Origin of the sequence: Bradyrhizobium erythrophlei (assembly GCF_900129505.1) — a bacterium.
GTDB lineage: Bacteria > Pseudomonadota > Alphaproteobacteria > Rhizobiales > Xanthobacteraceae > Bradyrhizobium > Bradyrhizobium erythrophlei_D.
The window spans coordinates 6,008,624-6,022,182 of sequence record NZ_LT670818.1 but is presented as its reverse complement, the minus strand read 5'-3'; the positions used below and the strand labels follow the sequence as shown (position 1 = coordinate 6,022,182).

The 13,559-nt window shown below is 61.4% G+C and carries 11 protein-coding genes and 1 tRNA gene; 2 read left to right on the top strand and 10 right to left on the bottom strand.

The window, feature by feature from the left end; all coding sequences use genetic code 11:
* Nucleotides 1-5 precede the first annotated feature (5 nt).
* The 3 genes from B5525_RS27860 to B5525_RS27850 all read right to left on the bottom strand — a co-directional run bounded on the left by B5525_RS27860 (nucleotide 6) and on the right by B5525_RS27850 (nucleotide 3,540).
* Nucleotides 6-1,418, bottom strand: a complete 1,413-nt coding sequence (locus tag B5525_RS27860) for an ABC transporter substrate-binding protein (protein WP_244567606.1) — start codon at nucleotides 1,416-1,418, stop codon at nucleotides 6-8.
* A gap of 9 nt (nucleotides 1,419-1,427) precedes the next feature.
* Nucleotides 1,428-2,192 carry a spermidine synthase gene (locus B5525_RS27855; RefSeq protein WP_079573864.1) on the bottom strand — a complete coding sequence of 255 codons (765 nt, stop codon included), beginning with the start codon at nucleotides 2,190-2,192 and terminating at the stop codon, nucleotides 1,428-1,430.
* Nucleotides 2,193-3,054: 862 nt separating this feature from the next.
* Complete coding sequence (locus tag B5525_RS27850; RefSeq protein ID WP_154073475.1) at nucleotides 3,055-3,540, bottom strand: MarR family winged helix-turn-helix transcriptional regulator; 486 nt, start codon at nucleotides 3,538-3,540, stop codon at nucleotides 3,055-3,057.
* Between the two features lie 178 nt (nucleotides 3,541-3,718).
* On the opposite strand from B5525_RS27850, the gene B5525_RS27845 reads away from it, so the two are divergent.
* Nucleotides 3,719-5,047, top strand: coding sequence for a Rieske 2Fe-2S domain-containing protein (locus B5525_RS27845; protein WP_079568871.1), 1,329 nt, complete (start codon nucleotides 3,719-3,721; stop codon nucleotides 5,045-5,047).
* Between the two features lie 5 nt (nucleotides 5,048-5,052).
* On the top strand, nucleotides 5,053-6,105 hold the full coding sequence (locus tag B5525_RS27840) for an ABC transporter substrate-binding protein (protein ID WP_079568870.1): 1,053 nt from the start codon (nucleotides 5,053-5,055) through the stop codon (nucleotides 6,103-6,105).
* Nucleotides 6,106-6,121: 16 nt separating this feature from the next.
* On the opposite strand, the gene B5525_RS27835 is transcribed toward B5525_RS27840, so the two are convergent.
* From B5525_RS27835 to B5525_RS27805, 7 genes are all read right to left on the bottom strand, one after another.
* Nucleotides 6,122-7,261: an ABC transporter ATP-binding protein gene (locus tag B5525_RS27835; RefSeq protein ID WP_079568869.1), complete on the bottom strand. Its 1,140-nt coding sequence runs from the start codon at nucleotides 7,259-7,261 to the stop codon at nucleotides 6,122-6,124.
* 18 nt (nucleotides 7,262-7,279) lie between these two features.
* Complete coding sequence (locus B5525_RS27830; protein WP_079568868.1) at nucleotides 7,280-9,043, bottom strand: ABC transporter permease; 1,764 nt, start codon at nucleotides 9,041-9,043, stop codon at nucleotides 7,280-7,282.
* A complete protein-coding gene (locus B5525_RS27825) occupies nucleotides 9,040-10,056 on the bottom strand; it encodes an ABC transporter substrate-binding protein (protein ID WP_244567605.1) in 1,017 nt (338 codons plus the stop codon). The genes B5525_RS27830 and B5525_RS27825 overlap by 4 nt, the downstream gene beginning before the upstream one ends.
* A gap of 50 nt (nucleotides 10,057-10,106) precedes the next feature.
* On the bottom strand, nucleotides 10,107-10,475 hold the full coding sequence (locus B5525_RS27820) for a hypothetical protein (RefSeq protein ID WP_079568866.1): 369 nt from the start codon (nucleotides 10,473-10,475) through the stop codon (nucleotides 10,107-10,109).
* Nucleotides 10,476-10,555: 80 nt separating this feature from the next.
* Complete coding sequence (locus tag B5525_RS27815) at nucleotides 10,556-11,020, bottom strand: hypothetical protein (protein ID WP_244567604.1); 465 nt, start codon at nucleotides 11,018-11,020, stop codon at nucleotides 10,556-10,558.
* A gap of 68 nt (nucleotides 11,021-11,088) precedes the next feature.
* Nucleotides 11,089-11,156: transfer RNA gene (locus B5525_RS27810), tRNA-OTHER, on the bottom strand.
* A 77-nt stretch (nucleotides 11,157-11,233) separates the two neighbouring features.
* Entirely contained in the window at nucleotides 11,234-13,546 is a 2,313-nt protein-coding gene (locus B5525_RS27805; protein ID WP_079568865.1) for a N,N-dimethylformamidase beta subunit family domain-containing protein, read from the bottom strand.
* Nucleotides 13,547-13,559: the final 13 nt, after the last annotated feature.

Genomic DNA, 13,559 nt, shown 5'->3' with positions numbered 1-13,559 from the left:
CGATCTCACCAGCCCTTGTAGGGCAGCACGGGCGCTTTTTCGGCATTGGTCTTCGGCCATACCGCGACGTAGTTCTCGCCGTCCTGCAGCTGGATGATGACACCGGCCGCCAGGGTGTTCTGGCCCTTGTCGTCGAACTTGACGCCCTTGTAGCCCATCATGAGCTGATCGGGCTTGAGGTCGGTGGCCTTGAGCGCCGCCTGAATCTTGGCGGGGTCGATCGAGCCGGCACGGTCGATCGCGTCGCACAGCACGAAGAAGCCCTGCATCTGCCGCGCGGCGGTGTCATCCATCTCGTCGCCGCTCTTCTTCTTGTACATGTCGGCAATCAGCGCGGTCGGCGAGCCCGCAGGCCCAACGCTCCACGACGAGCGATTGAAGGCGCCCTGCGAGATCTTGCCGACCGCCTTGATGAAGGACGGATCGGAGTATCCGGCGTCGTCGGCGATCAGCATTGCAGGCTTGTAGTCGAGCGACTGCATGGTCTTGGCGAACAGGATTGCATCCGACGTGTAGCTGATCATGATCACGACGTCGGGCTTCTTCTCCTTGAGCTGAAGCACCTGGGCCTGCACGTCGGTGGCATTGGGCGCGTAGGCGATATCGATCGGAGCAGCCTGTCCATTGGCCTTGAACACATTGGTGATCACGGTTGCGACCGAGGTTCCGTATTCGGTGTTGTCATGAACCATGGCCACAGTGTCGGTCTTGGCGCCCGCGGCCTTCATATCCCCCAGAAAGTCGAAATAGATCTTGGCGAAATCGGAGGCGACCGGCGTGGTGCGGAAGAACCATTTGAAGCCGCGCTCGGTCAGATTGGCCGCCACCGACTCGCCGTTGAGGAAGGGAATTCCGTATTTTTCGGCAATCGCGCTGGCGGTGAGCGTGATGCCCGACTGATAGGCGCCGGTCAGCGCCACCACCTTCTCTTCGGTGATCAGCCGCAGCGCCTGGTTTTGTCCGGTCGCGGGGCTGCCCTGGTTATCGGCGAATACGACTTCGACCTTGGCACCGCCAAGGCCCGCGAGCCCGGCATTCTTGGCCAGCGGGAAATTGCCGAGTTCGGGATGGGCGTTGTTGATGATATCCATCGCGACTTCGAGCGCGGCCTTGGTGTGGACGCCGGTAGAGGCGGCGTTGCCGCTCAGCGGAAATATCCCGCCGATCTTGACGGTCTTGTCCTGCGCCGACACATGGCCGGCCAGGACAACGGAAATCGACACGGCACAAAGCAGCGCGAGCATATGCTTGAATTTCATGTTGATCGTCTCCGAAAGGTCCCACCCGATTGCCTGGCTCTGAAGGCTTGGAATGCAGGACACGTCGCCGCCCGCTACTTCCTTGTTGATTGGCGCGGCCAGCATTGCATGCCCGATTGGCATCGGCAAGTTGACCGCCGCCGCGAGCGCGAGGGGCATTCTAAAGTATCAAATCGACCGATGGCTCGTGCCGGGAATTGCCTCAGGGATAGGCAGAGCCGCTTTGACGCCGACATAGATCGTGTTGCTGGCGTCGCGATGCTGGAGCGGATTTTCGAAGCTCACGACATGCGCAGCGGAAGCTGCAAAGGCGCCGGCCAACACATTTTCGAAGACGGGATCGGGCGGATCGTTCGACCACAGTGCGAACACGCCGCCGGGATGCAGATGCTCGGCGAGCCCTTTCAGGCCTGCCGGCTCGTACAGTGCGGCATGGCTCGGATGCAGCAGGTTGCGCGGCGAATGATCGATATCGACCAGCACCGCATCGAAACGGCGGCCCGCAGCGAGCGGATCGAATCCGTCCGGCGAATCCGACATCGCAAAGAAGTCGCCGTGGACGAGACGGCAGCGCGGATCGCCGGTGATTTGTTTGCCGAGCGGCAGCAGGCCCTGCGTGTGCCATTCGATCACTTCAGGAAGCGCATCGACCACGATCAATGATTTGACGGCCGGGTTTTCCAGCGCGGCCAGCGCGGTATAGCCGAGCCCGAGGCCACCGACGACCACATCGAGATCGCCGCGCTCCAGCGCCTCCAGTCCGATCCGCGCCAACGCGATCTCGGCGACGGTGAACAGGCTCGACATCAGGAACTCGTCGCCGAGCTTGATCTCGTAGACGTCGAGACCGGAGGCAAGCTGTCGTCGCCGGCGCAGGCTGAGCACGCCCATCGGCGTCGGGCGGAAATCCAGCTCCTCGAAATACACGCTCATGGCCGCCCGCCCCTGACCGCCACGCAAAACCGCGGCGCAAATGACGGCGGCCCGGCCGCAGCCCAATCGCAACAAGCCCATCCCGGCGCGCTTGCCAAGGCCGGGATTGAACTAGTGGAAGAACCCACGCTTGCGCCGGGGAAGCTCTGTCCGCACCCGGAACTATAAGAATGCCTATTAAGTATCTGAAGTAATTGGGGAATGGTGTAACGGTAGCATAACGGCTTTCGGGCTAAGCCTTTGAAATCTCTCACCTGGTTTTGCAAGGTCCCCATATTTTAATCCGGCTATTTCCGGCCACTTCTGAAACGTTTGCAAAACTCCTGCCCTGGCCCGTCGCAGCACGCTCGCCGCGACCCTGCGCCCGACGTAATCGGTCAAGCTGCATTTCAAGTCCCGCGTTGCCCAGCGGGGTGGACAGAGAGGCCCAATTCGTTGCGATTTCATTGCGGCGTTCTCAGCGAGAACGGCTCGCTGCAGCATTCGGATCTTTCGATGCGCGTGTACTTGCGGGGGCTGGGTGAGCAGTCGGAGATTCGAGTCAGTGGTCCGCTACGTCGCGACCACTACCGTGGGGGTCCTGTTTTCTTTTCGGCGGGCAGCGTAACTCGCTACGCGGCATCTTCAAAGTTTGCCAAGAACCGCTGAGTAGGTTCAAATCACGGACTCGCAACCACCGATACCGACATTCGCTAGCGGTGGCCGTCTGACGTGGACAATCTCAGCGTCCCGAACGCAATGAATATTCTCTAAGTTATTGATTTTTCTCACTGCGGCAGGTGTTTCCGCCACGTTTTGCACGGCGTTTCACCCAATTCGTTGCGGCTTTTCGGGCGGAACGGCGCGTTCGAGCTTAGGCTGTTCAGTCCCTCACAAACGCCTCCCAGCCGCGAGGCTTGATGCCGACTTCCAATTGCTGGTCCAGCTTGTCGAGATTTCGTCGCAGCATCGCAAGCTCGTTCACATCAAGTGCTGCAGTGAGTTCCTTCTCGACACGGACCACAAACTTCTCGACGTCTCTGTAAACCCTGCGGCCAGCCGCCGTGAGGGACAGACTCGCGCGGCGCCGGTCATTCTTGTCTACGTCACGGCGGATCAATCCCCGCCGAACTAACAACTCAATCGCCCGCGCCACCTTGAAGGCATCTGATGACGTCAACGTGGCGAGTTGCGTGGCGGTCAGTGGTTGATATCGGGCTATGACCGCAAGGCTGCGCCACGCAGGCATCGTCAGGTCATGACGGCTCGCATACATCGGAGCGACGAAATTGCCCAACCGCGCCGAGATGAGGCTGAACCTGTAGCCGATCCAGTCCTCGAGTGGAACGGAACCCTTTTTGCTCTTCATCGGCTGCGCAGTCCCCCAAAACCGGCCCAGACTATAGGGACGCTCGTTGCAGGACTCAACGTGCCGCGCAACCTCCACAAGCCGCCGTGTTGACGCCAACGAAATTTAGTTGCAGAATGCAAATAATTAAAATCAGCGCAGCGAAAAGGTTGGCGCCACGAAAAAAGGAGGAAGCGACATGTCGAAGTCGACCGACGGCCAGGATCTCACACTCATCGGCCCGGGCACCGTCATGGGTGAGATGATGCGGCAATATTGGATTCCAGCCGCCCTCTCCTCTGAATTGAAGGCAGACGGCGATCCGATGCGGCTCATGCTGCTCGGCGAACAACTGATCGCCTTTCGGGACAGCGCGGGCCGGGTCGGCGTGCTCGACCATCAATGCCCGCACCGCTGTGCCTCGCTGTTCCTCGGCCGCAACGAGGAAAACGGCATTCGGTGCGTCTATCACGGCTGGAAATTCGATGTCGAAGGGCGTTGCCTCGAAATGCCGAACGTGCCGCCCCCGCAGGACTTCAAGGAGAAGGTCCGCGCCAAGAGCTACAAGGTGAGCGAAAGCGCGGGGCTCATCTGGGTATATATGGGTACGCGCGCCGAGGCGCCGCCCATGCCCATGCATGAGGCGCTGTTCGTTCCCGAGCAGGATCTGACGGTCACGGTGCTGCAGCGCGAAAGCAACTGGCTCCAGGGCCTTGAAGGCGACATCGACACGTCGCATTTCGGCTTTCTTCACGCCGGCCACATCAAGGCCGAGTATTTCGAGGAAGGTCACCCGGCACGCCACACCGTGTCCAACCGCGCGCCGGAGTACAAGGTCACCGAAACCGACTGGGGCACCATGTACGGCGCCTTCCGGCCGGAAGCGAACGGACAGACGCACTGGCGCATGGCGCATTTCAGCCTTCCGTTCTGGACCCAGACGCCAAACGCCGACTTCGCCGACCATGTCGTCGCGAAGGCATGGGTGCCGATGGACGACACCCATACGATGTTGATTTCCATCTACGGCGGCCGCGCCAAGGGGGCGACCTACTCATCGTCGAAGTTGAAATCGGGGGACGGCATCCCCGGAGCCGATGCCCTCGAATACCTTCCCAACACCACGGATTGGTACGGACGCTGGCGGGCGGTTCAGAACATCGCCAACGATTGGCAGATCGACCGCGAGGCGCAGCGCACGAACCGCGTCTACACTGGCATTCGCAACATCGTGATGCAGGACCAGGCCGTCACCGAGAGCATGGGGCCGATCGTGGATCACACCAAGGAGCACCTCGCCCCAAGCGACGTCATGATCTCGCGAACAAGGCGAAGACTGCTGACCGTGGCCCGGGCGCTGGCCAATAACGGCACTGTGCCGCCGGGCGTCGACGACGCCGAAGTCTTCTGGAGGGCTCGCGCCGGTTCGTTCTATGCCGACAACAAGCTTGACTGGCTTGATGCCTACGAAGAAAAATTGAAGTCCGCGATCCGTTGGCGTGCGCCCAGCCAGCAGGCCGCGGAGTAACGCGGATGTCCGCTCAGGATCGGGATGAGCGCGCGCTGATCACGCGCCGGGCTGCTTTGCTCGGGTTGACGGCCGGGTCCGCGATGCTGTCCATGACGGCATTGGCGCGCGCGGATGACGAGTGGGCCAAGCTCGTCGCCGCGGCCAGGAAGGAAGGTCGGGTGGTGCTCTATAGCGCCTTTGTCGGCCTTGCCGCCCATAAGGACCTCAAGAAGGACTTCGAGTCGGCCTACGGGATCACCGTAGACATTCTGGAAGCGCGGGCGAGTGAAGTCCGGGAACGCATCCGCATCGAACAGGCGGCGGGCCGCAACGCGGCGGATGTGTCGGAGAACGGGCGAACGACGACCACGCTGCAGATCAAGGAAGACCACGTTTTCGAGCCCCACGGCCCTCTCCCCAGCCTTGGTCATTTGAAGCCCGAATTTCCCAGTGATGGCATACGGCTTCCGGTGTTTGCCATCGTCTACGGCATCCTGGCGAACACGACATTGGTAAAGCCGGCGGATGAACCCAAGAGCTGGCTCGACCTCACCGATCCGCGCTGGAAGGGCAAGATCCTGAGCGACGATTTGCGAACGCTGGGCGGCGGAGGCGTACTCTTCTCTGTCCTTCAGGACCATTTCGGACGCGAGTTCCACGAGAAGCTGGCAAAACAGGAACTCAAATTCAGCCGCGAGATCCCGGCAAACGAGCGACGCATTGCCCGTGGCGAACTACCGCTCTACATCCCGGACAGTTTGACGTCGTTGCTCGAACTCAAGGGATTGCCGGTCAAGTTCATCGCGCCGATGGAAGGGTTGCCCTACATCGGATACGATCTCGCGCTGCTCAAGAACGCGCAGCACCCGAACGCGGCGCGGCTGCTCATGGAGCATTACCTGGGCAAGCAGATTCAACAGAACTTTGCCAGGCTCGGCCTGCTGCCGACCACGACCGATGCGCTGACCGACGTCGACCCGGCGGTGGCGGAAATCGAGAAGAGCAAACTCCTCGGCACTACCGATCCGGAAAGAATGAACGAGATGCTCGCTCTCGCCCAGCAGATCTATCGCTGAACCGAGACATCCCCGATCACGCCGTGCCGCGCAATATTCCTTGCGCGGCAGCGGCCTGCTCCGTCACGGCCCACGCCGCTCCCTGCGAAACCACGACGCTGACGTTGTCGCCGACGGAATAGTCGCCGAACGAAGGCGCATCGACGCTAAGCCGACCGTCATCGGTCTGCACGATGACCGACCGCGTCGGACCTCTGAAGATCGTATACGCAATCCGCCCGGACCATCTGAGTTCATGTTCTGCGGTCGCGATGCCGGCCGCGGCAATGCGCGCGTCTTCGGGGCGGACCATCACCGTCACCATCTGCCCCGGCCTGACTTCACTTGCCGACTCGCACGCGCCGCGCCAGCCTCGCCCGACCACGTCGAGCCGTACCCGACGACCGTCGATTCGCGCGCAGCCCTCGACGTTCGCCTCGAGCAGATTCGGAGTTCCGAAGAAGGCCGCCACGGTCCGATTGGCGGGATATCGATAGATCTCCTCCGGCGCACCGATCTGCTGGATCCGGCCGCGGTCCATTACGACCACGCGGTCGGAGAGCGCCATCGCTTCAGACTGGTCATGGGTGACATAGAGGCTGGTCATGCCGAGCCGCTTCTGAATCGACCGGAATTCGTCTCCCATCTGCAGGCGCAGCTTGGCATCGAGGTTGCTGAGTGGCTCGTCGAGCAACAGAACCTTCGGCTCGAACACGAGAGCCCGCGCGATCGCCACCCGCTGCTGCTGACCGCCCGACAGCGCCGGGGCCGGCCGGTCGGCGAAGCCCTCCATCTCCACGAGCCGCAGCGCCTTCGCGACGAGATCCCGGACTTCGGAGGTGGGCTTGCGGCGCACGCGAAGCGGATAGGCGACGTTCTCGAAGACGGTCATGTGGGGCCAGATCGCATAGGACTGGAACACCATCCCGAGCCTGCGGCGCTCCGACGGAACGAAAATGCCGCGAGCAGCGTCGCTGACAACCTCCTTGTCGATGCTGATGCGGCCGCCTGTGTTCTGCTCGAGGCCGGCGACCATCCGCAGGGTCGTCGTCTTGCCGCATCCGGACGGGCCGAGCAGCGTTACGAACTCGCCTTCGTTCACACGCAGATCCACACCGCTGACGGCGGCGAACTCGCCGAAATTCCGGCTTACCTTATCAAGCACGACGTTCGACATGACGCTATCCACGCTCGATCAAATTGCACCCATGCGGGTTTTCATGACCTTGAGTTGCACCCACCGGAACAGGATCACGAGCACCATCATGATCAATCCGATCACGCTGACCTGTTCCGCGTTTCCATTCGCCCAGAGCTTCAATAGCACGACAGACAGGACCTCGGAGCCGACGGAATACAGCAGGACCGACGCGCTCAGCTCGCGCATGATCCCAAAGAATACGAGAACCCAGCCGACGGCGAAGGAGGGCCAGGCCAGCGCAAGGACGATTCGCCACATGGTCTGCAGCCAGCCCGCGCCATGCACGCGGGAGCACTCTTCGAGGTCGAACGACAACTGCGCATAGGCGCTCGACATGGCTCGCACCGAGAGAGGCGTTCCCAGCGAAACATAGGCAAGCAGCAGCGCCCAGATCGTGCCGTAGATCGGAAATGCATGAGGCAACAGTGCAAAGCCCCAGAGGAAACCGACGCCGAGCACGATACCGGGCATCATCCAGGGCAGCCAGGCCATCGACTCGATCAGAAGGCGGCCGCGCCACTTCGTGCGGACCGAGATGTAGGCGACCGTGCTGCCCAGCAGCATGGTGAGCGTGGCGCCGACCAGTCCCAGCAGCATCGTGTTGCCGAACCCCCTCCAGAATTCGCTGCTGCCAAAGACCGCCCGATAATGCTCGAGGGTCAACATGTCCCATTGATAGAATCCGAAGAACTTGAAGAACGATCCGATGATGAGCTGCCCGACCGGCAGAACCACCGTCACGAAAAAGAACAGCAGGCAGAAGGCGAAAGTCGCCCACCGCCACGCCCCCAGCTTCATCACCGACGGCGAATAGCCCTTGCCCGTGACCGTCTGAAAGCTGCGCCCCCGCAACATTCGCCGTTGCAGCAGCACGATCACGAAAAGCAAGGCCATGATGACGAAGCTGATTGCGGTCGCGTACTGGTACTGTGGCGGCGATCGCTGATTGATCGAGTCGTAGATGTCGGTGGTGATGACATGGATGCCCGCGGGCGATCCGAAGAACAGCGGCGATTCGAAATTCTCGATCCCGCGGATGAAGCTCAGGATGGCCGCGCCCGTGAGCGCCGGCAGCATCAGCTGCAAGGTCACCGTACCAAACGTCCGCAGACGCGAAGCGCCGCACATCCTGGCCGCTTCCTCGAGACTGGGATCCATCGCGCGGAAGGCGTCCACGATCAGCAGGAAGAGGAACGGCACCGAATATTGCATCATGTGCCAGACCACGCCGCCATAGGAATAGACGTTGATCGGGGCTGTGTCAGAGCCCGTGATCCACTGATACAACTGGTTGAGCAATCCGACCTGCGGATTGCCGAGCATGCCCCATGCCATGGCGGTGAGAATCGGCGGGATGAAGAACGGCAGCGTGACGAGGACTTCGAGGGAGCCGCGGAACGGCGTATCCGTCCGAGCCAGAATCCAGGCCAGCAGAACGGCCAGAACCACGGAGGGAATGGTCTTCGCCAGCGATATGCCGACCGTATTCAGCAAAGTCACTGCGCTCTGTAGCGTGATGACGTCGCGATAGCCGTCCAGATTGAAGGTCCCCGCCATTCCCGGCGGCGTCGAATGCAGGCTTCCGTAGAGCAGCATCGACAACGGATAGACGGAGAGGAAGGCCAGGATGACGACAAGCAAAGCGAGGGCAGCAAGGCGCCCCGCGGACGTCGCCTGAAGCCATCGCCCGAGCCCGCTCAGGCTCGCCGAATTCGTCCTGCCAAGGCCATCGATCCGGTCTCCCGCTGAAAGGCTCATGGATACAGCTTTTTCGCCAGCGCCATCATCGAAGCCCGCTCTGACAGTTTTGCGGGGCCGACGAGCTTGGCGTTCGCAAAGGGCTGCGCGTCGGGATTGGCGCGCTGGGCGGCGGCCCCCACCACCGGCAGCATCCAGGCGTTGGCGTAGATCAATTGCGGCTCGACGTCGAGGAAGTGCTGGATGAACAGCCGGGCGGCGTTCGGGTGCGGCGCGTTCTTCAACACCGCAAGATCCATTTCCGCGTAAGGCGCACCTTCCTTGGGAATGACGACCTTGACCGGAAGCCCCTTCAGATCCGACGTAAAGGCGAATATCTGCGGGATATAGATCGCGTATTCACCGCGGGCCACGCGACGGGCATCGTTTCTCATGTCGCGGCTGAACACGGGCTTCTGCTCGGCCAGCCTGGCGTTGAAGTCGTCGCCCATGTTGTTCTGCAGGATGGCGAACATCGTGTTGCCGCTCCCTAGCGGACGCATGTCGTCCGACAATATCTTGCCCTTCCACTTGGGGTCGTTCAGATCGTTCCAGCTGGTGGGAACGTCCTGATCCTTGACCAGCCTCGTATTGATCAGAATCCCCATCGGCTGGATGAAAGCCGGAACGCTGTACTCGGCGGCCTTGAATGGCGGCCGCAGGTTGGCGGCATTTGGAATCGGCGGGAGCTTCTGCACGAAATCGCCGTTCTTGAGCTGCTCCTCGATCATGGTCGTCGTCACCATCTCGGCGTCGCCGAGATATCGGCCGGCGGACTGCTCGGTGCGGATACGCTCGGTGAGTTCGCTGGCACGCGGATCGAGGCTTTCGACCGAAATTCCGTACTTCGCCTCGAACGATTTGAGGACCGCCGTAAAATACGGCGCACCCAGGGCCATGTTGTAAACGACAACCTTGCCTTCCTTCTTGGCGGCGTCGACGACGCCTTCCCAGGACGCGTCCTGGGCGTGCGCGGGTCCTAAAAGGCCGGCCAGACCGGCGACGAGCGCCGCCATCCTCAGCTTCAACAACACGTCATTCCTCCCGAAATCTTTTCTTTGTGGATCTGTCGGCCTGGCCGTCGCTACACTTCCAGCACCACATATTGCTTCTCGATCGACACCTGAAACGTCCCGACGTCAGGCCATATCGGATGAACAAAGGCGAAAAGGGTAAGGCTGCCTTCCAACGCCAGTTCGCGCCGGGGATCGGCCACTTCCAGGAACGATCCGACCTGCGTGAATTGCTTTTCCACCTGCCAGACGCCGTTGGCGGCACAGTCGACCTCTTCCTCCATGAATCCCGGTCCATCCGGATGCTCGTCACCGTGGATCAAGCGGACCAGGTGGGCATCGGCGATATTCGCGCCGTCGGAATTGACGTGAAACTGGATGACTTCTCCCGGCTTCACCGAAATCTTGTCCGCGTAACCAAAGATCTTGATCTGTGCCATTAATTCGTCCCGAAATTCAAACGCGCATCATTGGCCAAAGGGGATGCGACCAGGCTGCCCGGTCAGGTCCCTTTCGGGGTTCACGACTCGAGCAAGTCCTGGACACGGCGCATAAACACGCCGTGGAAGGCCTCCTTTGGAGTCGGATAGATCTTGTCTTCTACCAGCCGCGGCGGCACCCCCCGGTGTCCAGACAGCGCGACGATGCGATAGGCCCTGTTCACCTCGACGCAACTGATTGCATATTTGTCGACCTGTGGCCGCCCGCGGAAATAGATAAGCAACCGCTGGAGCGCCTCGCTGTGCTGGCCTTGCGGAGATCTCTGGTGTTCCATAATGACCTCGGGAGAAACCAGCGTCTTCAGGTAATCGCGCTGCATCTTGTCGAAACGACGCATGTAGACGATGTCTTTGTCCTGCGTCTCGGTAGCTTCCTCGGGCAACATCTCGCCTCCTTTCTCTGCTCGCGTTGAACGGCGTTCGCTCTTCTTCTTGTCTCGCCAGTTGCGAAACTGTGCCTTGATCCCGAACAGGCCTCTGTACAAGACGGCCGAATGGCCTTCCAAGAACTGCGAAAGTGCCCGGATTATAGGATTATAGGGCTTTGTTAGACTGGAGCGGGCGAAGGGAATCGAACCCTCGTATACAGCTGCAGCCGTTCTGCGATTGAACTACATCCGCAAAGCGAAGGACTTGGGATGTGTCGGCCGCTGGTTTAGTGGCATCGAGGCGGAACCCAAAGGGCGCGGTGCGCCAAATCACCGCCACAGTTTTTCCTCGCCGACAAACTCGCTGCCAGGCAACGGTCCCGGTCGCAAGAAAGCGTCCAGAACGTTCCGCATAATCCGCCCGACGTTATTGTCACCGTTCCTGTAAGGCAGCGCCTGACTCCAGGCGATCGAGCCGATCGAAAGACAGGCGCCGCCATGGGCCGTCGTGAAATAGGTAATATCGGCGCGCACCTGCGGATCCTGCGTTCCGCCGCGACCGGGAAAGGCGTATGTGACCTCTTCCGACACCAGCGGATAATTGTCCGAGTGTCCGTGCGATGAGGCCAGCAACAGAGCGTGCGGAGGCGTACCCAGCGCAAGATCGTAGCGATCGATTTCAATGCCGGCCGCGCCGCCGAGACCGAAACCGAAATCGCCGATCTTTTCCTTTGCCCCGATGCCGTCGAAGATCCAAGCCACGCGGCGGTGGAACGAATCCGGCATGCGCTCGAACGGCTGACTCTCGTCCATGCCTTCCGAGGTGAAGCCGACGCCGACGATCTTCTGAGGCGCACGGCCACGCGACCGCCACAGGCCGGATTTCTCGCCGGTGGAGGCGAGATAGCCCTCGCCCGGATCGGCCTGCCAGGCTCGCGAGCCGGTATCGAGCTTGCGGACCTCCATGCAATGCGGTTCGCCCTTGCGCAGGCCGGAGACCCAGTAATAGCCATTGCCGCCCGAATAGATCAGCCGACCGCCCTCGCACAGAAAATCCTCGGTGGCATCCAGCATCTGCTCCGAATAATATTCCGGATGTGTGCAGTTGATCACCGCGCGATAGGGCCGCAGCGCGTCGATACCCTCGGCGTGGAGATCGTGATCGGTGAGGATTTCGTAATCGAGTCCGGAATGCTCGAGCCACCAGATCAGCGACAGGTCGGCCGGCAGCGCCCATGGCATTCCCATCGAACTCATGCGGTGTTTCGGACGGATGTTGAGGATGGGCCGGCGCCACGACGAATAGCAGTTGCCGGCGCCGTCGGAATGATGGTCATAGGTCGAGAGGCCGAATTCCTGCAGCTTGTTGAACTCGATGTCCGCCTCGGTGAGGATTGGCGTGTGCGCGGTGATCGCCTGCGCGATCAATGCGTCATAGGCCAGCCGCTCATTGGCGTAAGCCAGATAGGTGAAGGTCGACATCAGCACCGCCAGCGGCGCCTTGGGCTTCGGCGCCCGGACGAAGAATGGCACATGTTCCTCCGCCTCAGCCGAGCGTAGCCGGAGTGCATAGACGCCGCTCTTGAGATCGGCCGGCAGCGCCACGGTGAGATCAGGCTGCCAGCGGCAATCTATCAGCGAATCGTCGTGGAAGACGATTCCCCCGTATTGCAATGGATCGAGCCGGAAACTGTCGGCACGCCCCTTCCAGTTCCAACCGGTCATTGCGCGTACCGGCCGGTTGATCCCTTCGGCATGCAGCGCATGCGGACCGACATCGACGATGGTGTCGCCGATGCCGCTGTCGGTATAGCCCGCCGTCGTGTCCCAATGTGCGATTACCGCGCCCGTCGGCATCTCGCCCGAACCCGCCAACGCCTCGATGGCCTCGGGCATCAGAACCTCGCCGATGACACCGGCGCGATCGATCTTGCCGCAATAGAGCATGCCGACGAAGCGGCCGCGGCGGTCGTTCTCCTCGCTGGCGCCCGCCCAGAGAAACGGCGTCGCGACGCCGGGATCGGCTGGCGCCACGCGCAGCATCTCGACCACGCGCGATCCGTAGTCGAACGGTACCACCGGCCCGGTCAGCGAGTTGTAGCGATTGATCACCCCGATCTGGTAAAGCTTCGCCTCGCGCGTCGCCGCGTTGAAGCTCGCCGCGACGAAATACCAGACCTTGGTTATCAGCGGGACTTCGGCCGCGACGTGATCGATGCTTGCTCCGTCGCCGACCCAGAATTCGAGGCGTCCCTCGGGACTGATGCCGAGTGCATAGCCCTTGCCGGACATGATGTCCCATTTCGACAGGATCGCCTGCCGCGCGACGCCAGGCTTGGTCGGATAGATGAAGGCGTAGATCGTAAAATCGCCCGGCATCGCGAGCCGCTGGTCGGGATCGCCGACCACGGCGTGCGCGCCGACCTGGGTGAACTGCCGCTTTACCGGAAGCCTGGCCGGGATGGCGCTCGCCACCTCTTCCTCGACGAAGCCCGGCCCATCCGGATTTTCGTCGCCGTGGATCAGCCGGACGAGCTGCGCATCGACCGCCTCCAATCCCTCGCCCGAAACCATGAAGGAGAGCGTCTCGCCCGCCTTGATCGACCAGGGATCGGCGTAACCGTAGATGCGCTGCGTTGCCATGGCGGTCCTTCGG

Excerpts from the sequence above, each read along its gene's own strand:
- B5525_RS27840 (WP_079568870.1), top strand. The coding sequence starts at position 5,053 with ATGTCCGCTCAGGATCGGGATGAGCGCGCGCTGATCACGCGCCGGGCT.
- B5525_RS27845 (WP_079568871.1), top strand. The coding sequence starts at position 3,719 with ATGTCGAAGTCGACCGACGGCCAGGATCTCACACTCATCGGCCCGGGC.
- B5525_RS27855 (WP_079573864.1), bottom strand. The coding sequence starts at position 2,192 with ATGAGCGTGTATTTCGAGGAGCTGGATTTCCGCCCGACGCCGATGGGC.
- B5525_RS27850 (WP_154073475.1), bottom strand. The coding sequence starts at position 3,540 with ATGAAGAGCAAAAAGGGTTCCGTTCCACTCGAGGACTGGATCGGCTAC.
- B5525_RS27820 (WP_079568866.1), bottom strand. The coding sequence starts at position 10,475 with ATGGCACAGATCAAGATCTTTGGTTACGCGGACAAGATTTCGGTGAAG.
- B5525_RS27860 (WP_244567606.1), bottom strand. The coding sequence starts at position 1,418 with ATGCCCCTCGCGCTCGCGGCGGCGGTCAACTTGCCGATGCCAATCGGG.
- B5525_RS27805 (WP_079568865.1), bottom strand. The coding sequence starts at position 13,546 with ATGGCAACGCAGCGCATCTACGGTTACGCCGATCCCTGGTCGATCAAG.
- B5525_RS27830 (WP_079568868.1), bottom strand. The coding sequence starts at position 9,043 with ATGAGCCTTTCAGCGGGAGACCGGATCGATGGCCTTGGCAGGACGAAT.
- B5525_RS27835 (WP_079568869.1), bottom strand. The coding sequence starts at position 7,261 with ATGTCGAACGTCGTGCTTGATAAGGTAAGCCGGAATTTCGGCGAGTTC.